Below are 19439 nucleotides of genomic sequence, written 5' to 3' on the forward strand. Positions count from 1 at the left end.
CAACGGATTGCCCCTGCGAGACCAACACATCGACCTGGCGTAGCTTCCCGACGATCTCTTCGGGCTTGTGGCGTTTCTTCGGCATCTCGGTCCTCCTGTCTGCCAAAACACATACTTCAGGGTGGACCAATTCAACGGGGGTGGATCAGAAGTCCGCTCCAAGTGTGATCGATGAGTTCGGTCTCTGGCTCTCGGTCAAGAGTCGCATATCATTGCGGTGTCGTTCACGGGATTCGGCATGATTGGACCTGGCACGCCGACATTGGACCAACTGAAAGTGTTCCTGACGATCGTCGACGGTAGCGTCGGCGGAATGAACAAAGCACTGAAATCATCACTCAGATTCTGGTTGGCCATTCATGCTGTCCGTAGGATAAGCCCGGTGCGCACGCCGACCTCCCGACCGATACGGAGGAGCCGTTCTGCTGCCTCGCGGTCGCTCGGCTCTACCGGCATCCGCGCCATGGCGAGCGCTGTAGTAGCCGGCGCCCCCTTCGATCTTGGCGAGATGAATAGTCGTTAAGTCGAGAAGGCCCTGATAGTAGCGATGGCGGGCAAACTATGATGAGATATGCATCGTCGATATAATCCTACCTAAACCAGAGCTGCTGTCGCGTTACTATGACTATCGACGATCAATTGGAATCAAACCGTTTGCGCGTTGACTTTATTGCGTCTTTTCTATGCGCCTGCCTCACGCGCTCTTCCCTCGAAACGCGGGCAATCCTTCGGCAATGGCCGTTGGCGCGGGGATGCATTCTTCGGCGAGTTGAGCGGTCCGCGTCCGCCGCCACGCGCCGGGGCTTTCCCCGGTCATCTGCCCGAAGACGCGTGTAAAGTGGCTCTGGTCGCCGAACCCGCAAACGAGAGCGATATCCGATAGCGGCAAATTTCCTTTCGTCAGGAGCTTTTTTGCCTCTTCGATACGGAGCTGCGTGAGATAGCGCTGCGGCGCGACGCCCATGCTGCGACGGAAAGCTCGGGCGAAATGGCTCGGGCTTAGCCTGCACTCGTCGGCGATCTGCGCGATTTTCAGGTTGGAAGCGAGACGGGCGGCCATCATTTCCGTAGCTCGCCGTCTCTGCCACGGAGCCAATCCAGTTGCATGTTCTTTTTCAGGAGGCTGCAGATTTCCGTAGCTCTCCATAAAATGCGTCAGGAGCGCGATGGCCAGCTGATCGATCAGGAGCTGATTTGAGTTCGGCGCTGCGGCGGCGTGGATGAGGGCGTTGGATAATCCCCAGAGAACGTTGTCAGTAATCCCAGTCTGCCAGCTCAACGAAGTGATCGCTCCTACGCTGCACTGTTTGGCGAATGATGCCAGGCCAGCGACGGAGACATAGAACTGGAGGGCGTGGAACTCGCCGCTGAACTGCCATTGCGGACGATCGCGTAGATCGACGATCTCCACCTCCCTGGCGTGGACAGGGCTAGAGATATCCAGGTGTCCGCGAAGCCAACGCGAGCGGCGTTGTAGATCGCTGAACTGATAGAGGATTGAAAAGGCCGCATCGGAGGCAATCGGCAGGGTTCGTTCCCTTGATTGCCGACAGCAACGCAGGTGGGTTGCGACGAGCGCCGGCTGTCCCTCGACCTTGAAGGAGGCGAGGGCGTTCCCTGTCATACCGAAATGGTCCACGGCACTCTGGCCGTAGAAGCCCCGATGAAGGGTCGACAGCGCTTCGCCCATGACCATCACACCATGACCGTTGCCCGCATCCTGACACGTAGAACCGCGCGATCCAGACGCGGCGGCCTGCCTCACAGAGCAATCCGGAACGTCGCCAGAAACATTTGACGTCGGCACGATTATTTATCCCGCGACATAATTCGGCCGTCAAGTTCCAATTTGATGGGAATGCGCTAGCCTAACGAGAATGAATCGAGTGCCGGCCGGCTGGGACGGAACATGCTATCGCTAGACCAACACATCTGCTTCGCGGTCTACTCGACCGCACACATGTTCAACCGCGTCTATCGTCCATTGCTCGACGAATTGGGGCTGACTTACCCGCAGTATCTGTGCCTTGTCGTGCTCACTGACGAAGGTGCGCAACCCGTTGGCGCGATCGGAGAGCGTCTTAAGCTTGAATCGAGCACGCTCACGCCGATGCTCAAGCGTTTGGAGAAGGCGGGGCTTATCTCTCGCGCTCGGGCCGTGGCTGACGAACGTGTCGTCACGGTGGATTTAACCGCCTCGGGTAGAAAACTTCTCGAAAAGGTCCCTCCGATCAACATTGCGATTGCGGACGCCATCGGCGAGACCGAAGAACAGCGTGAAAAAATTCGGCAAGCCATTCTCGCAATCCGGGATCGGCTGGAGGCGAAGGCCGGATAGGCGCTGCCGCGGTCCGGTAAGTCGAAACCTACCAGGACCGAAGATGCCAGACCCAATGGCAGCCCAGCAATTTGTCGCTGAGAATTTTAGGGACCTCCTGCGCCGCTGGCACGGCTTTGACGCGCATGTCGGTCATTGGTTTCGATCATGATGGCTAAGGAGCCGCGCCGCGAGGCTGACAAGGGTCGCCGCGTCGAACCGACGGCCCAACGCTAAAAAATGGGCTCAGCAACCTTGGGCAGCCGCCGCAAACGCTAGCGGCAGCACGGGCATTTCGCGTCCTTATTCCATCAAAGCTCGATGTATAGGACCATCAATCTGGGTCAGTAAATCGAAGCGTGCAGGGCAGTTAAGTTCCGAAACACAAGGCCAAGATGACATCGGAACGAAAGAGATCCCCCATGGCTAGCATCACTGTCGAGACCCCATCGAGAGGTCTCTCGCCCCTCACGACCTTCGCGATGGCCGGTGCCGCCGGCATCGCGGTCGCCAACATCTATTACAACCAACCCATGCTCGGGCTGATTGAAGCCGACATCCCTGGCTCGCTGACAGCGCTCGTCCCGACCGCGACCCAGTTGGGGTATGCAGCAGGCTTGTTTCTGCTGGTACCTCTCGGCGATGTCGTTGAACGCAGACGCCTGATCGTTCTTCAATTCGGACTGCTCGCGCTTTCCCTGATTTTGGCGGCTATGGCGCCGAACGCGGCGATGCTCGTGCTCTCTTCGGTCGCCGTGGGTCTGACGGCGACCGTCGCCCAACAGATCGTTCCATTTGCCGCGCATTTGGCGTCGCCGGAGCGACGGGGAGCGACGGTTGGAACCGTCCTCGCCGGAATTTTGACCGGTATTCTTCTCAGCCGAACTTTGGCTGGTATCGTCGCAACTCACGGCGGCTGGCGTGAGATGTTCTGGCTGGGCGCTCCCATGGCGCTCCTGGCTGCCGGTCTCGTGATATTGGCCCTGCCTCGCAGTGAGCCCGATTCTCAACTCAGCTACGGGCGGCTGCTCCGCTCGATCGCCGGTCTTTGGCGCGAGTTTCCGCAGCTGCGGCTGGCAGCCACGACGCAGGCCCTGATCTTCGCGGCCTTTACAGCCTTCTGGACCGTGTTGGCGTTCCGTCTTCAGGCGCCTCCCTTTGGCATGGGTGCTGATGTTGCAGGACTGTTTGGGGTTGTGGGCGCAGTCGGCATCTTCGCAGCTCCGCTGGCCGGGCGTTTCGCGGACTCGCATGGGGCGGCGCCGGTGGTTGCGCTGGGAGCCGTGCTCACCGTCATGTCCTGGCTGGTGTTCGGGCTGTGGACCTCCTTGCTGGGTCTGGTCGTCGGCGTGATCCTGCTCGACTTCGCCATGCAGTCGGCGCTCGTCGCGAACCAGCACATCGTCTTCGCCCTGCGGCCCGAGGCCCGTGCACGACTGAACACCATCTTGATGGGCGCGATGTTCCTGGGCGGGGCGGCCGGATCGGCCGCGGGCACTGCGGCCTGGCAGTTCGGAGGCTGGACCGGTGTCGTGGCGCTGGGACTCGTGCTCGGGCTTCTCGCGGCGCTGCTGCAGGTTGTTAGAACCCGTCCGCTTGCACGCAAGCACTGACCGTACGACGCGGCGCCTCGACGAACGCCGAGGCGCCGCCCAAATCTCCAATGCCTACCCGCCCGCAAGTCGAGAATAGCAGTGTTCCGGCCAGGAGGTGCGCTGTTCGGCCCTGCTGGAATGCTGCAATTTAGGGGCGCGAAAAACGCACGGTGAAAACAACTCGCCGCGTCCGACAAAAAGGCAACGAAGCGAGCTGCTCAGTCCAGTGGCCAGAGGTTGTCATCAAGCCTGGCTCGAAGCTGCTCGACGAATAGTCTGACCTTTGACGGCAGAAATTGGCGGCTCGGATAGACTGCGGAGACTGACAGGGTTTCGGCAATTGCATCATGCAACGGCAGGGGAACCAGCGAGCCGTCCTTTATCTCGCTGTGCACGTCCCATTCGGAGAGAAGCGCGATACCGAGGCCTTCGACGCATGCACGGTGCAGTATCTCGATCGAGTTCGCCGTAAACCGCCCGCCGGCAAGCTGTGTAACCTGCTTGCCTCCTTGACGAAACGACCAATGGGTTTGGCCGGCGAGCGACAGGCATTCATGGTTCGCGAGGTCGCTTAGCTGTCCCAGGGGGCCCGCGCGTTCCAGATAGCTGGGGGCGGCGACGAGTATCCGCGTACTGTCGAACAAGCGCCGGGCGATCAGGTCGCTGTTTCGAAGCTGAGCGATTCTGATCGCAAGATCGTAGCCCTCGCCAACGAGATCGACCAAGCGGTCTGTAACCAGAAGGTCGACCTTGATCTTCGGGTGCTGGTTCATGAACGTGGCGATGAAGGGCACGATGACCTTTCGCCCGAATGCGGCCGAGGCGGTCACGCGCAAAAGACCGCTCGCGTCCGTGTTGCCGGCGATGCTCGCAATGGCCGCCGCTTCCGCTTCCAGCATGGCTTGCGCGTGGGGAAGAAATGCCACGCCAGCTGCGGTCGGAGATAGGGACCGGGTGTTGCGCTGGAGGAGACGGACGCCAAGCCGTTGTTCCAGTGAAGCCAAGCTGCGCCCAGCGGCCAACGATCCGAGACCCAAGCGACGCGCCGCGCCGGCAACGCTCCCGGCGGAAACCGCTTCAACGAAAACGGCGAGAGAGACTGAGTCCATTCAGGTTTTCCGTAAAGCAGGGCGCCAAAACTGGCGCTGACGCGCTGTGACGATCGCCCGGCGCAATTGCCCCGTCATCGATCAAGACTTGTCGCCTCAAACGCCCTGACGATACCGGGAGGGAGTTGATGTTCCCGTGGGGCGACTGCCCGGAGCGTCTGCCTTTGCTCGCCACGCAAAAATGAACTCCGGCAACGTTGGATTATCATGCAGGCCCGACGGTTACATCTCTTGGCGACATCCGCCGAGAGATGAAGCATGACCCAGATCTTTGAACCTTTGACACTGCCTTCGCTGCAGCTGCCGCACCGGATTGCAATGGCTCCTCTGACGCGATCGCGCGCTGGCAAGGGGAACGTGCCGACCGCGATGATGGTCGAATATTATAAGCAGCGAGCGAGCGCGGCGCTTATCGTGACCGAAGCGACTCAAGTATCTCAGCAGGGCCAGGGCTATGCCTGGACGCCTGGCATTCATACGCCTGAGCAGGTTGCCGGGTGGAAGGCTGTCAGCGATGCCGTTCACGCCGCGGGCGGGCGGATATTCTTGCAGCTCTGGCATGTGGGGCGCGTGTCGCATCCGAGTTTTCAGCCAGGCGGAGCAGCTCCGGTTGCGCCGACCTCTATGGAAGTCCAGGGCAAGACCTTCATCGTCGATGAAAACGGGCAGGGGGCTTGGACCGATATTCCCGTCCCGCAGGAACTTGCCATCGAAGGTATCGAGGCGATCGTCGAAGACTATGTGTCTGCCGCGCGAAATGCGCTCGCTGCCGGAATGGACGGGGTCGAAATTCACGCCGGAAACGGTTACCTCCTCGATCAGTTCATCAATAGCGCCAGCAATCGCAGGACCGACCGGTATGGCGGGAGCTCGGAAAATCGGGCCCGGCTGCTCATCGAGGTGGTCGATCGGATCAGCCAGGTCGTGGATTCGCGGCGAGTTGGTGTTCGCTTGACGCCGATGGGCCGTTTCATGGGAATGGACGATGAGACGCCTGAGAAAACCTTCGGCTACATCGTGGACGAGCTCGACAAGCGCAACCTCGCCTATCTGCACCTCGTCGAGCCGGAAATCGTCGGGACCGAGAAGGACGCCGTTCTCGATCCGCGCTGGGATGCCATCATTCGCGATCTGCGCCGACGCTTTCATGGCGTCCTGATGCTGGCGGGAGGCTATGACGGTTCCAAGGCGGCAGAGGCGCTTGAGACGGGCAGGGCGGACATCATCGCCTTTGGCCGGCTCTTCATTGCCAATCCGGATTTGCCCGAGCGTCTGAAGCAGGTCGCGGAACTCAATGTGCCGGACAGCGCCACATTCTTCGGAGGCACGTCGCGTGGGTACACGGACTATCCGTTGCTCTCCGCTTAGAGCGCTTTCGCGCGAACTGGACACCGGTTCGCGTGAAAGACAATGCGATAAAACAAAGCCTTGGAGCATTTCCTTGATGCGCGGAAATGCTCCAGGGCACGATCGGATCGGCACAGGCGCGAGGCCGCGCTCCCCTCAGTCCAGCTTCAGCTTGCGCTGGGTGACGAGGCGCGTCCACTTGCCCTGCTCGGTCCGGAGCGTGCTGGCGAACTGGTTCGGCGTGCTTGCCACGCCGGTGAGGCCCTGCTCCTGGAGGCGCGCTGCCAGGGCGGGCTCCGTCACGATCTTGCGGATTTCGGCGTGGAGCCGGTCAATGATCGGCTGCGGCGTGCCGGCCGGAGCGAGCAGGCCGACCCATGAGTTGACGGTGAAATCGGGATAGCCGCTCTCCGCCACGGTCGGCGTATCCGGATAGGCGGGAACCCGTTCCGCTCCCGTCTGTGCCAGTGCGCGCAGGGCGCCCGCCTTGACATGCGGATGCGCGAGCGAAGCCGACAGGAACATCATCTGCACCTGCCCGCCGACCAGGTCCTGCTGGGCCGGGCCGCCGCCGCGATAGGGCACATGGGTGATGGTCGTGCCGGTGGCTTCTTGGAACAGCTCCGCCGTCAGGTGATTGCTGGAGCCCGCGCCGACCGACGCATAGTTGAACTTGTCCGGCTGCGCCTTGAGCAGGGCGACGAACGCCTTCAGGTCGTTAGCCTGGACACGCGGATTGACGACCAGGACCAGCGGATTGCTGGCGATCTGCGTCACAGGCTTCAGATCCTTCAACGAATCGAAGCTCAGCTTCGGAAAGACCAGCGGATAGGTCGCATAGCTGTCAAAGATCATAAGCAGCGTGTGCCCGTCCGGCTCCGAGCGGGCGACCTCGGCCGATCCGATCGTGCCGCCCGCGCCGCCGCGATTGTCGATCACGACAGGCTGCCCGAGCGCTTGTTGCAGGGAGGGCTGCAACTGGCGGGCGACGGTGTCGACGAGGCCTCCGGCGGGGAAGGCGACGATCAGGCGGATCGGCTTGCTCGGCCAGCTTTGCGCCTGCGCGAGTGCGGGCAGCATCAGCAGCAGGGCGCCTGCGGCAGCCAGCTTGAGAGCCTTGCGGATCATGGGGTGGTTTCCTCCCTGGTGTTTTCAGCGCTGGAAATGGGGTGGGATCTCGGCGTCCACGTTCACCCAAACGCTCTTGACCTGCGTATATTCGTGCATCGCGTCGAAGCCCATCTCGCGGCCGTAACCGCTCTTGCCGACGCCACCGAAGGGCGAGCCGGGGTTCACGCGCTTGTAGCTGTTGACCCAGACCATTCCGGCATTGAGATCGCGGGCGACGCGATGCGCGCGGCTCAGATTCTGTGTCCACAGGCCGCTGCCCAGGCCGTAATCGGTGCCGTTGGCGATCTGCAGCGCCTGCTCGTCGGTCGAGAAGGTCAGCACGGTGGCGAAGGGGCCAAACACCTCCTCTTGTGCGACCCGGTCGCGGAAGGACTTCGCCCTGACCACAGTCGGCTCGACATAGCAGCCCCCGGCAAGCGCGCCTGCGGGTGCCTTGCCGCCGGCCAGGATCTCGCCACCCTCCTGCATGGCGGTGTCGACATAGGACAGGACACGTTCGCGATGCTGCATGCTTGTCAGCGGACCCATCTCGGTGGCCTCGTCCAGCGGGTTGCCGAGCCGGATCGAGCGTGTCAGCGGCAGGAACTGGTCGAGGAAGGCGTCGGCGATCTTCTCGTGCAGCAGTAGGCGCGCTCCGGCGATGCAGGCCTGACCCTGATTGTGGAAGATCGCCCAGGCGCTGCCGTTCACGGCAGCTTGCAGCGGCGCATCCTCGAAGATGATGTTGGGGCCTTTGCCGCCGAGTTCGAGCTGGACCTTCTTCAGATTGCCGCTGCTGGCCTGGACGATGCGCCGGCCGGTGGCGGTGCTGCCGGTGAAGGCGATCTTGGCGATGTCGGGATGCTCGGCGATGTATTGTCCTGCGACGCTGCCGAGCCCCGGCAGCATGTTAACGACGCCGTCGGGTAGGCCGGCCTGCGCCATCAGTTCGGCGATCTTGAGCGAGGTCAGCGGCGTGATCTCGGCCGGCTTCAGGACGATGCAATTGCCGGCCGCAAGCGCCGGGGCCATCTTCCAACTCGTAAACATCAGCGGGAAGTTCCAGGGCACGATCTGCCCGACGACGCCGACCGGCTCGCGCAGGGTGTAGTTGAGGAAGCCCGGCTCGACGGGAATGGTCTCGCCCTGGAACTTGTCGGCCATGCCGCCGAAATAGCGGAAGCAGGCAGCGGTGCGGGGAACGTCGAGACGCCGCGAATCCCGCAGCGGATGACCGGTGTCGAGCGTTTCCAGCCGCGCGAGGTCTTCCGCATGCGCCTCGATCAGATCGGCCAGGCGCAGCAGGATGCGCCCGCGTTCGGCCGCCGCCATCCGGTTCCAGGCCGGGAAGGCGCGTTGGGCAGCGACGACGGCGGCGTCCACATCCTCCCGCCCCGCGACCGCGACCTGCGCGATCACGCTGTTGTCGTGCGGATTGAGCGTTGCGAGGGTTTCGCCGGAGATTGCGTCGGTGAAACGGCCGTCAATGAAGAGCTGATGCCGGATGGGCGTCGTCAACCCGAGTTTCGCTTCGAGATCGGCGAAGCTCATGGGGCGACGTCCGATTGCGGGATCGTTGCGCGATTGCCGTATCTCATGACCCCTCTCGCGACATGACAGTGCCTGTCACGGCCGCTCGGGGGCGGTCATGTCCGATCGGTGAAGGTGCCTTCGCCGGGCAGCTGTGTTGTGGTGACCGGCCGACCTTAGGGGAGGCGCGCAGTGTTCGATAGCTGCCTCACGCCGAGCGCATTGTTCGGTGATCCCGACTAATCGCCATGAGGTCCGCAGCGAGTGCGGCGCCGTTTTCATCGTGCGGCGTCGCCGGAAGTAGACCCGCTTCGATCAGGGCCTCGTCCCAGGGCGGCAATCCGCCGAAGGTTGCGCGGATATGGTCGATGAACAGCTTAAGCTTGAAGGTCTGGCGTGACGTCACTGCATAGACCGCGTTCAAGGGGAAGGACGACAGGGAGTATTGCGGCAGCACGAGCTCCAACCGGCCCCTCTGGATCTGTTCGCTGGCGAGCAGCGTCGGCAGGCAGACAATGCCGGCCTGTTCCTGCGCATATTCGCAGAGCAGATGAACGCTGTTGGTCAGCAGCGTCGGGGCAAGGTCGACGATCTCGGCCTGCCCGTCGCGGTGAAACGTCCAGCGGTCGCGCGTCGGATAGCCGGAATAGAGGCCGAGCCGATGATGATGCAGATCGCGCGGGTGCAGCGGCGTGCCATGAGCTGCAAGATATTTGGGCGCCGCGCAGAAGACGCGCCTGACGAAGAACAGAGTTCGGGAGATGAACTCGCCGGATGTCGGCTGGAACATCTGCAGCGCGCAGTCGACGCCTGCCTTGATCGGGTCGACGACGACGTCGCTGACCGTCAATTGCATCTGGAGCTCGGGGTGAGAACTCTGGAAATCCCGGAGCAGCGAGGCGAACCGCCCCAGAACCAGCCCCGTCAGCGCATGGACCTTCAGAGTGCCGGCCGTTCCAGCCGGATCGATGCGCATCTCGCCGAGCAGATCCTTCGCCTGCCGGACAAGCGCGGCGCATTGAGGCAGGAAGGACTGCCCCAGCTCGCTGAGCCGCACCGCACGGGTGCTGCGATGGAGCAGCGGGCCGCCGACGAACTCCTCAAGCTGCTTGATGCGGTCCGTCACGACGGAGCGGGAAACACGCAGCTGTCGCGCCGCCTCGACGAAGCTGCCTGTCTCCGCGACGCGGACGAAGGTTTCGATGCTCTCAAGCCGATCCATGATGCGCAACCCAGGAGAGCAAATTGCCGGAGAAGCGCGAACCGATCATGCGCGCACGGTTCAATTCGGCCACTGCGTCTCTCGCCGCCTTCAGGGCGATGCGCGATCGTCCAACCATTTCAGGATGTTCGCGACGGTATCGCCGTAGAAGCGCTCATACAGGTTCTGCGAGACGTAACCGATATGGGGGGTGGCGAGCAGGTTCGGCAGGTTGCGGAACGGATGGTCCGGGGGGAGAGGCTCCTGATCGAAGACATCGATGGCGGCGCCGGCGATCGTCTTCTTCTCCAGAGCGGCGATCAAATCGGCCTCGACGACGATCGGCCCGCGCGACGTGTTCACGAGCCGGGCGGTAGGCTTCATCAGCGCCAGCTCCGCCGCGCCGACGAGCCCGCGGCTGCGGCCGCTCAGGACCAGATGGACGCTGAGGAAGTCCGCCTGGCGGAACAGATCCTCCTTCGAGACCCAGGTCGCACCCGCTTCCTCGGCCCGTTCCACGGTCAGGTTCTGGCTCCAGGCAATCACGTTCATGCCGAAGGCCTGGCCGATCCGGGCGACGGCGGTGCCGATATTGCCGAGGCCGAGAAGGCCCAGGGTCCGTCCGCTGAGATCGCCGCCGATACGGCGCTGCCAGCCGCCGGCACGAAACGAGGCGTTCTCGTCGACCAGTCCACGTGCGCTTGCCAGGATCAGCGCCCATGTCATTTCGATGGTCGGCGCTGTGGAGTAGCCGGTAAAGGCGACCAGTATACCGCGCTCCTCAGCCGCCTTGGCATCGATCGAGGCGTTGCGCGCGCCGGTCGAGGCGATCAGGCGCAGCCTCGGGAGGCTTTCAATGATCGCGCGCGTCATCGGCGTGCGCTCACGCATGATGCAGACGACATCGAACGGCTGAAGGCGCGCGATGACTTCAACCGGATCGGCGAGATGGTCGTTGAACACGGTGATCCGCGCTCGCCCGTCGAGCGCGGACCAAGCCGCCATCGACAAGGCCACGTTCTGATAGTCGTCTAGCACGGCGACGTTCACGGGGGTGGAGGGGGCTGGCATGCGCTCGTCCTCATGATCTCGGGCAGTGCTTTGGCTCGCGGGACGCTAGCCGCCCCGCAAGCTTGCGACAATCGTTGACGCCTCAGGCTTGCCCCGTGGCGCCGCTCAGCGCCTCGCCCGTGCGGACGGCGAGGCCGTGCGTGCCGGGGGCAATCGCTGGATGCTCCTCTGTCGCCGTATCGGGCAAGGCTTCTCCCGACAGCGCTGCCTCGAGCTTCGCCTGATCGAGCTCGCCCTCCCAGCGGGCCATGACCAGCGTCGCGACCCCGTTGCCGATCATGTTCACCAGGGCGCGGGCCTCGCTCATGAAGCGGTCGATGCCGAGGATCAGCGCCATGCCGGCGACGGGGATCGCGGGCACCACCGAGAGCGTGCCGACCAGCGCGATGAAGGAGGCGCCGGTGACGCCGGAGGCGCCCTTCGAGGTCAGCATCGCCACGGCGAAGATCGCGAGCTGCTGGTGCAGGCTGAGGTCGGTATTGGTCGCCTGCGCCACGAAGAGCGCGGCGAGCGTCATGTAGATCGAGGTGCCGTCGGTGTTGAAGACATAACCCGTCGGCACGACCAGCCCGACGACCGGTTTCGAGCAGCCGGCGCGCTCCAGCTTCGCCATCAGGCTCGGCAGGGCCGAGTCGGAGGAGGAGGTGCCGAGGACGATCAGTATCTCTTCCTTGATGTAGGCTAGGAACTTCAGGATGCTGAAGCCGGCCCAGCGGGCGATGAGGCCGAGGACGCCAAGGACGAAGATCGCGCTGGTCAGGTAGAAGGTCGCAATCAGCAGGAAGAGCGGCCCGAGCGAGCCGACGCCGTAGCGGCCGATCGTGAAGGCCATGGCGCCGAAGGCGCCGATCGGGGCAAGCTTCATGATGACGTTGATCGCGCCGAAGACGAGCTTCGCGCCGGCATCGATGACATCGCGCACCGGCCGCGCCCGCTCGCCGAGATGGGAGAGTACATAGCCGAACAGGATCGAGATCAGCACCACCGGCAGGATGTCGCCCTTGGCGAAGGCGTCGACGACGGTGTTGGGGATGACGTTGAGCAGGAACTCGGTGATCGTCTGCTCGCCGGCCTTGCCAGCATAGGCGGCCACGGCTTTGGCATCGAGCGCCGAGGGGTGCGCGTTGAAGCCCGCGCCCGGCTTGACGACATTGGCGACGACGAGGCCGATGACCAGCGCCAGCGTCGAGACCACCTCGAAATAGATGAGCGCCTTGCCGCCGACGCGGCCGACCTTCTTCATGTCGCTCATGCCGGCGATGCCGGAGACGACGGTACAGAAGATCACCAGCGCGATCACCATCTTGATCAGCTTGATGAAGCCGTCGCCGAGCGGCTTCATCTCGACGCCGATCGACGGCCAGAAATGGCCGAGCACGATGGCGAAGGCGATGGCGATCAAGACCTGGATGTAGAGAATATTGTACCAGCGCTTGGCCGGGCGGGGTGAAGGATGATCTGCAGCCATTTTGGTCCTCCCTGGGCGCACGAGGGCGCCGCCGCGGACGGACGCGCCCGCGCTTGGTTGTGTTTCTTGGCTAGGCGTTTCGCAGTCTCTTCGTGGTCGCGCCGATTCAGGCCGGCGTCGGAGGCTGGAGCGACATGACGAGCAGGATCGAGGCGGGCGCGTTCGTTTCGTTGCTGAGCTGGCGCCCTTCGCCGGGGGCGATCCGGCAGGAATCCCAGCGGCTCAGGCTGACTCTGTCCTGTCCGTTCGAGACGGTGACGGTGCCGTCGAGCACGACATAGAGCTTCTCGACGGCGGAAGCGTCGAGCGTCGTGCCGCCGCCGGGCGCGATGGTCGAGACGCCAAGCCACGCCGTGTCGGCCGGGCCGGCCTCGCGGCCCTGCAGCCGAACCATCTTCATCAGCGCATGGCCGGGGGCGTCATAGGGCGGGGCCTCGCCGAAGCGCACGACATGCATGGCGTCAGGCTCCCGGCACCAGCACGACGCGTTCGCGTGAGGAGCCCATCACCGCCTGATAGGCGGCGTGGGCGTCCTTGAGCGCATAGACCGCGCTGTCCTTGATCGGGAAGGGCTTCAGGAAGTCGACAGCGAAGCCCGGAGCGAGATCGCGCAGGATCGCACCGGTTTCGACCGAGCTCAGCGCGATGGTGTCGATGCCGACATAGGTGTGACGGCCCTTGTAGAAGGCCAGGATATCGAAGGTGACGAAGCGGTCGATCACGGCGATGAAGATCGCCCGGCCGCCGACGGCCATGGATTTCTGCCCGATCTCGTAGAAGGGGTCGCCCACCGTGTTGAAGACGATGGCGGCGCCCTTGCCGCCGGTGAGCTCGCGCACCCGCGCCGGCACATCCGTGCCGCTGGCGGAAATGACCTCGACCGGGCCGCTGGCATGGCCGGCATAGGGTTCCTGCCGGCGGGTGATGCCGATGACCTTGGCGCCGCGCCAGCTCGCGATCTGCGCAGCGGCCTGGCCGACCTTGCCGTTGAGGCCGAGGATCAACACGGTCTCGCCAGCCTTGGGCAGGCCGGCGCGCCGCAGACCCTCCCAGGCGGTGACGAAGGGCACGCCGATGCCGGCGGCCTCGCGCATCGTGACACCCGCGGGGATCTCGACGACCGCATCGGCCTCGACGATCAGATGGCTCGCCTGGGCGCCGTCCTGGCGGATGCCGAGATCGCCGGAGGAGCCGAAGACCTGCTTGCCGAGGAGGCCGGCCAGCCCGGCGACGACCGTGCCGGCGAAATCGCGGCCCGGCGTGCGTGGGAACACGGCATAGGGCATCAGCCCCGTCGCAGCCTTGGCGTCGGACGGGTTGACGGCCGCGGCCTGGATTTCGACCAGAACCTCATGGGCGGCGAGCGGGCGTAATGGGCGTTCCTCGATCGGCAGCGCGATCTCTTCATAGCTCGCGGCCTTGGTATGGAGCCGCAGGCCGCGCACGGTCTGCGGGCGGGTGGCCTGGGCTTCGCGAATGAGGGCTTGGGTGGCAGGGGACATGATGGTTCGCTTCCGATGAGAGAGGTCAGGCCACCCGCTTCGCGCCGGCGGCGTGGTCGGGCAGGCCAATGAGGGCGCGGGCTTCCTGCGGGGTGGCGATCTGGCCGCCGAGGTCCTCAACGATACGGCGGGCCTTCTGAACCAGCGCCGCGTTCGAGGGAGCGAGGACGCCGTGGTCGATATAGACACCGTCCTCCAGTCCGACGCGGACATGGCCGCCGGCGAGATAGGAGAGCGCTACGCTCTGGAAGGCCGAGCGGCCGATGCCGATCGCGGTGAAGAGCGCGCCTTCAGGCAGAAGGCCGCGGGCATAGAGCACGGTCTCGGGCGAGGGCTGGAAGCCGTAGCGCACACCCATCACGAAGGAGGTCAGCGGCTTCGGCTGCAGCGTGCCGTCCTTGATCAGGTCGGTGAGCAAGGCGATGTCGCCGGAATCGAACAATTCGATCTCCGGGCGCACACCGGCCTCCGCGATTACCCTGGCCATGCGGCGGACGTTGCCGGGCGTGTTGATCACGACCTCGCCGCCGGAATTCATGGTGTTGAGGTCGAGCGTGCAGATATCGGGCTTCAGCGCCGCGACGTGGGCGACGCGCTCTTCAGGCACCATCAATGTCGTGCCGGGGCCAGCGACTTTCGGATCCTGTTCGGAGGGTACGAAGCGCCCGCCCGGACCGGTCGTGAGGTTGATAATGAGATCGGGATTGCCGGCGCGGATGCGCTCGACCACCTCGCGATAGAGCGCAAGCTCCATCGAGGGCCGGCCACTCTGCGGATCGCGGACATGGATATGGGCGATCGCCGCACCGGCTTCCGCCGCTTCGAGCGCGGAATTGGCGATCTGCTCCGGCGTGATCGGCAGATGCGGGCTCTGCTCGGGCCTGGTCAGGTTGCCGGTGATCGCACAGGTGATGAAGACTTTCGGGAGGGGCGCGCGCATCGGTTCGCCCTCAGAGCGCCCGGCCGCCATCGACCTGGACGGTATGTCCGGTCGAGTAGCCAAGCATGGTGGCGCAAGCGGTGATGGCGGCGGCGATGTCCTCGGCCGCGCCGATGCGCTTCAGCGGCGTCGAGGCGCTGACCTTGTCGTTGAAATCCGCGCCGCGGCCAGGGACGAACTCGGTGTCGACCACGCCCGGCGAGACAGCGAGCACGCGCACTTCGGGCGCTAGCACGCGGGCCAGCGCCTTGGTCATCACGTCGATGCCGGCTTTGGCGGCGCAATAGGCGATCGAGGAGCCGACGGCGGTGAAGGCGGCGATCGAGGAGATCGAGACCACGAGCCCGTCGCCCGAGGCCTTCAGCATCGGCGCGAAGGTGCGGATCGTCGCGAATTGCCCGCGCCAATTGACCTGCAGCATGCGGTCGATCAGCTCGTCGGTGAGCGCGTCGAGGTCGGCATGGGGCACCGGCTTGGTGTAGCCGGCCGCGTTGATCAGGATGTCGAGCTGGCCGAAGCGGGCCTGAATGGCGTCGCGCAGGGTGATGAGCGAGGCGGTGTTGGCGACGTCGGCGACATAGGCGGCGTGTCCGTCGCCGAGATCCGCGATGAGGGATTCGGCGGCCTGCGTATCGCGTTCGCTGTCGAGATGGGTGACGATGATGGTCGCGCCAGCGGCGGCGAGCATGCGGCTGGTGGCGGCGCCGATGGCGCCTGCGCCACCGACGACGAGTGCGACCTTGCCGTCGAGCGAGCGTGGATAGAGCTTCCGGATCGGTGCCGCGGCGAGGGCATCCGGTTGGGCGAGATGAGACATGGCTGTCCCTGCTCCTGACTGTGAGGGGGAATGCGCGGATCAGCGGATCGGGGGGACCGGCAGCTTGGCTTCGCCGGGTTCCATCACGAAGGTGTAGTCGAAGAGGTACCAGGGCCCATCGACATCGGCGGCGGGCGCGGGGCCGGTGCCGGGCCGAAAATCGCCGATGAGATGGCGGGTCACGCCGAAGACGACGTCCGTTTCCAGATGCTCGTCGTCATCGACGAAGACCTGCGTGATCAGCGTCTTGTAGCCCGGCTTGAAGCCGAGGAAATGCAGATGGGCCGGGCGGAACGGGTGGCGCTGCTGGGCCCGGAGCAACTCGCCGACCGGGCCGTCGGTCGGGACCGGATAGCCGGCGGGCTTCACCGAGCGGAAGGCGATGCAGCCATCGGCATCCGTGGTGAACTTGCCGCGCAGGTTCATCTCGGCTTGGCCGGGATCCTGGTTCTCGTAGAGCCCGACCGGCGAAGCCTGCCAGACATCGACCTCGACGCCGGCGAGCGGGCGGCCCTCGGGATCGGTGATCCGGCAATTTGCGAAGAGGGCGGGGCCGGGCGTCTCTGAGCGGATGATCGAGCCGCCGTTCGGTGTCGTCGGCGAATGCATCCGCCAGAACGGGCCGAGCAGCGCAGCGGCCGTTTCGGTTGCGCCATTCTGGCCGTTGTTCAGCAGGCAGACCAACGTCGAGAAGCCGATCGCGTCGGAGAACAGCACGGCTTCGTTATGGCTGTCATTGGTCGCCTGGCCGATGCGGTTGAGGACATCGAGGCCGAGTTCGAACTCGTCCTCGGTCAGCCGGACCTCCCGGGCGAAGGCATGCATATGTCGCACGAAGGAGGCCATGACCTCCCTGAGCCGGGCATTCGGGGCTCGCGACATCGCGTCGAGCACGACCGGCGTCACGGCATCCTGGGTCTCGATGATGTGGGAGCGGAGTGCGGTCTCGGCTCCCACGGGGGTTGCCCTCGCATTCATCGGTGTTTCCTCCGTCGCCTGTGCCGCGTCAGCGGTGCATTGTTGTGCGATCGATTGCATTAACAGTTATGCGATCGATTGCACGTTGTCAAGCGAGCCAAAAAATGCTCAGTTGCAGGCGACGATTCAGCCGGCGGAAAACTGATGAAATCCATGACCTTGGCGTCTGGCGGGCCACGTGGGGCGACACTCCAGTCGATCGCCGAGGCAGCCGGCGTGCACCGCTCCACGGCGGCGCGCGCGCTCGATCCCGCCCAGGCCCATCGGATCTCGCCGGAAGTGGTGGAGAAGGTGCGGACGGAGGCGCTGCGGCAGGGTTATCGCCGCGACGCCATCGCGGCCTCGCTGCGGACCGGCCGGTCGCGCCTGGTCGGCGTCGTGCTGCCGGACCTCGCCAATCCGGTCTTTGCGCCGATCCTCGATGGCATCGGCGCCGCCTTGGCCCAGGGTGGCTATTCGATGCTGGTGGCGGAAGGCGGGGCCGACGAGGGACGTCAGGTCGCGATCGTCGAGGAGTTGATTGCGCGTCGGGTCGACGGGCTGGTGCTCGCGACGGTGCGGCGCTCCGATCCGGTCCTGACCGTCTGCCTCGGCGCCGGCGTCCCGACCGTGCTGGTCAACCGGGCGGAGGATGATTTGCGCGCAGCGACCGTGGTTTCCGACGATATCGGCGGCATGCGGCTGGCGGTCGAACATCTGGTCGCGCTCGGCCATCGCCGGATCGGACACCTGGCCGGTTCCGAAGCGCTCTCCACCGGTGTTCTGCGTCGGCGGGGCTTCGAGGCGGCGATGGCGTCGGCGGGGCTCGATGCTTCGGCCGTTTCGGTGGCCCCCGCCTACAGCCGGCCCCTGGGGCAGGCGGCGACGGCGTTTCTCCTAGACACATGGCCCGGCCTGACCGCGGTCGCGGCGAGCAACGACTTGCTCGCGCTCGGCGCCTATCAAGAGCTGAAGCAGCGCGGGTTGTCCTGCCCCGACGATATATCGGTCGTCGGCTACAACGATATGCCGCTGGTCGACATGGTCGATCCGCCGCTGACCACCGTACGGATTGCTCATGCCGAGATGGGCAGGACCGCAGCGCAACAACTGTTGGAGCGTCTCTCGGACGCGGATGTTGCTACGCGCATGCAATTCATGCCCGTCGAACTTGTCGTGCGCGCTTCGACGCAGGAGCCGAAATAAGGTTCCTCGCGACGCGGTCGCGTCCATCCCACTCGCTGTCATTCAATCGGAACGCGGTCGAAGAACTGCCTTCGGGCATGGTCGAAGGCTCAGCTCGGCCGGACTAAACCACTGTATGATTTCGTTCGGCACGAGATCAGCGCACTTGTCTGCAGACCACATCCACCATCGGCTGGATCGAAATGCGGATAAGAGGATCGAGGCTTCGCGAAAGAGCGGCAACGAAGCGCCGGCCCTGGCTGACACCCCTCGTCGCTCTTGGCCTGAAGGCACCGGCAATCACCTGTCGGCGTGAGACGGAAACCCTGGCAGCACGAATTCCGCAAGCTCTTGCAGAACCTCCTTAGCCGGGCGCTGACTATGGCGCAGGTTGAAGGCGACGTGATGAACACCTTGCGTAGAAAAAGCAACGAGTCGCTCGATCAGGCGTTTCCGGCCGATTTGGTAGCCGAGAAAGATCGGTGACGGCTCGGTGTCGGGACCGTCTGTCAGGTCGATGAACATGGATTGTGCGAAGGGCCGAAAGGCGCCGCCGCCTTGGGTCTCGACCGCACGCTGCCAGAGATCGATGCGGGGCTTCTGCTCGGCGACGGGCCTGAAATAGGAGACCCAGCCATCGAGATGGCGCGCGATCCACTGGATGCTCTGCTGGGCGCTGCCCACTGCCAGGATTGGCAGGTGGCGCCCCGTTGCCTTCGGAAGCAGATCGAGGCCCTGCATCTCGCCGAAAGACCCGGMCAGGGCAGGGTAGTCCTCGGAGGTCGTCCGGCGGATGACCTCGACCGCCTCGCGAAAGATCGTGCCGCGCTCCTCATGGGAGCGGCCGAAGGCCGGATATTCCCCCGCGCGATCGCCCGAGGCGGCGCCGAGCAGGAACCGCCCCCCGCTGATCACATCCACCGACGCCGCCGCCTTGGCGGTATGCAGCGGGTGGCGCAGCGGCAGGACGATTCCGGCGGCGCTGAGCGCGATCCTCTGCGTCACCGTCGCGAGCTGACCGAGCCAGACCCAGGGGTCGTAGATCTGCCCGGCGTCGTTGAAATCGGGATCGAACAGCGGCACGTCGCGGATCCAGAGCGTGGCGAAGCCGGCCCGGTCGGCCGCGACGGCAAGGTCGAGTTGGCCGGTCATGTCGGGCACGCCGTTGGTCAGCGGCGCCATCGGCAGCATCAGACCAAGCGTCATGCCGCCCGGCCGGAACATGCGCGCAAACCCTTTGTGCTGGAACGGTGTATCGGGCACGCGCATGTCTCCTTGGCGAGGTGGCCG

17 protein-coding genes are annotated in these 19439 nt (G+C 64.5%); 4 read left to right on the forward strand and 13 right to left on the reverse strand.

What is annotated here, in order from left to right:
- Window positions 1–694: 694 nt before the first annotated feature.
- A complete protein-coding gene (locus AC1DIN_RS27700; protein ID WP_476812089.1) occupies window positions 695–1690 on the reverse strand; it encodes a helix-turn-helix domain-containing protein in 996 nt (331 codons plus the stop codon).
- A 270-nt stretch (window positions 1691–1960) separates the two neighbouring features.
- Here AC1DIN_RS27700 and AC1DIN_RS27705 point away from each other — a divergent pair, with 270 nt between their 5' ends.
- Both AC1DIN_RS27705 and AC1DIN_RS27710 read left to right on the forward strand, forming a co-directional pair.
- Complete coding sequence (locus tag AC1DIN_RS27705; RefSeq protein WP_476812090.1) at window positions 1961–2338, forward strand: MarR family winged helix-turn-helix transcriptional regulator; 378 nt, start codon at window positions 1961–1963, stop codon at window positions 2336–2338.
- 401 nt (window positions 2339–2739) lie between these two features.
- On the forward strand, window positions 2740–3930 hold the full coding sequence (locus tag AC1DIN_RS27710) for an MFS transporter (protein WP_441473778.1): 1191 nt from the start codon (window positions 2740–2742) through the stop codon (window positions 3928–3930).
- A gap of 200 nt (window positions 3931–4130) precedes the next feature.
- Here AC1DIN_RS27710 and AC1DIN_RS27715 read toward each other — a convergent pair whose 3' ends face one another.
- Complete coding sequence (locus tag AC1DIN_RS27715; RefSeq protein ID WP_476812091.1) at window positions 4131–5021, reverse strand: LysR family transcriptional regulator; 891 nt, start codon at window positions 5019–5021, stop codon at window positions 4131–4133.
- Window positions 5022–5279: 258 nt separating this feature from the next.
- Here AC1DIN_RS27715 and AC1DIN_RS27720 point away from each other — a divergent pair, with 258 nt between their 5' ends.
- A complete protein-coding gene (locus AC1DIN_RS27720; RefSeq protein WP_476812092.1) occupies window positions 5280–6389 on the forward strand; it encodes an alkene reductase in 1110 nt (369 codons plus the stop codon).
- A gap of 135 nt (window positions 6390–6524) precedes the next feature.
- Here the strand turns inward: AC1DIN_RS27720 and AC1DIN_RS27725 are convergent, their stop codons facing one another.
- The 10 genes from AC1DIN_RS27725 to AC1DIN_RS27770 all read right to left on the reverse strand — a co-directional run bounded on the left by AC1DIN_RS27725 (window position 6525) and on the right by AC1DIN_RS27770 (window position 16985).
- Entirely contained in the window at window positions 6525–7496 is a 972-nt protein-coding gene (locus AC1DIN_RS27725) for a tripartite tricarboxylate transporter substrate binding protein (RefSeq protein ID WP_441473781.1), read from the reverse strand.
- A gap of 24 nt (window positions 7497–7520) precedes the next feature.
- Window positions 7521–9029 carry an aldehyde dehydrogenase family protein gene (locus AC1DIN_RS27730; RefSeq protein ID WP_476812093.1) on the reverse strand — a complete coding sequence of 503 codons (1509 nt, stop codon included), beginning with the start codon at window positions 9027–9029 and terminating at the stop codon, window positions 7521–7523.
- A gap of 187 nt (window positions 9030–9216) precedes the next feature.
- A complete protein-coding gene (locus AC1DIN_RS27735; RefSeq protein WP_441473783.1) occupies window positions 9217–10230 on the reverse strand; it encodes a LysR family transcriptional regulator in 1014 nt (337 codons plus the stop codon).
- 90 nt (window positions 10231–10320) lie between these two features.
- Complete coding sequence (locus AC1DIN_RS27740; protein WP_476812094.1) at window positions 10321–11280, reverse strand: D-2-hydroxyacid dehydrogenase family protein; 960 nt, start codon at window positions 11278–11280, stop codon at window positions 10321–10323.
- Window positions 11281–11362: 82 nt separating this feature from the next.
- A complete protein-coding gene (locus AC1DIN_RS27745) occupies window positions 11363–12748 on the reverse strand; it encodes a dicarboxylate/amino acid:cation symporter (protein WP_476767152.1) in 1386 nt (461 codons plus the stop codon).
- Window positions 12749–12854: 106 nt separating this feature from the next.
- Window positions 12855–13205 (reverse strand): cupin domain-containing protein, encoded by a 351-nt coding sequence (locus AC1DIN_RS27750; protein ID WP_441473786.1) that lies wholly within the window; start codon window positions 13203–13205, stop codon window positions 12855–12857.
- A gap of 4 nt (window positions 13206–13209) precedes the next feature.
- Window positions 13210–14250 carry a quinone oxidoreductase family protein gene (locus AC1DIN_RS27755; protein WP_476812095.1) on the reverse strand — a complete coding sequence of 347 codons (1041 nt, stop codon included), beginning with the start codon at window positions 14248–14250 and terminating at the stop codon, window positions 13210–13212.
- Between the two features lie 25 nt (window positions 14251–14275).
- On the reverse strand, window positions 14276–15190 hold the full coding sequence (locus AC1DIN_RS27760) for a beta-keto acid cleavage family enzyme (protein ID WP_441473788.1): 915 nt from the start codon (window positions 15188–15190) through the stop codon (window positions 14276–14278).
- Window positions 15191–15200: 10 nt separating this feature from the next.
- On the reverse strand, window positions 15201–16007 hold the full coding sequence (locus AC1DIN_RS27765; RefSeq protein ID WP_476812096.1) for an SDR family NAD(P)-dependent oxidoreductase: 807 nt from the start codon (window positions 16005–16007) through the stop codon (window positions 15201–15203).
- 39 nt (window positions 16008–16046) lie between these two features.
- Window positions 16047–16985, reverse strand: a complete 939-nt coding sequence (locus tag AC1DIN_RS27770; protein WP_441473790.1) for a dioxygenase family protein — start codon at window positions 16983–16985, stop codon at window positions 16047–16049.
- Between the two features lie 144 nt (window positions 16986–17129).
- On the opposite strand from AC1DIN_RS27770, the gene AC1DIN_RS27775 reads away from it, so the two are divergent.
- Window positions 17130–18170, forward strand: coding sequence for a LacI family DNA-binding transcriptional regulator (locus tag AC1DIN_RS27775; protein WP_476812097.1), 1041 nt, complete (start codon window positions 17130–17132; stop codon window positions 18168–18170).
- A gap of 279 nt (window positions 18171–18449) precedes the next feature.
- Here the strand turns inward: AC1DIN_RS27775 and AC1DIN_RS27780 are convergent, their stop codons facing one another.
- Complete coding sequence (locus tag AC1DIN_RS27780; protein ID WP_476812098.1) at window positions 18450–19412, reverse strand: LLM class oxidoreductase; 963 nt, start codon at window positions 19410–19412, stop codon at window positions 18450–18452.
- Window positions 19413–19439: the final 27 nt, after the last annotated feature.

Source organism: Allobosea sp. 05T438 (assembly GCF_056396025.1).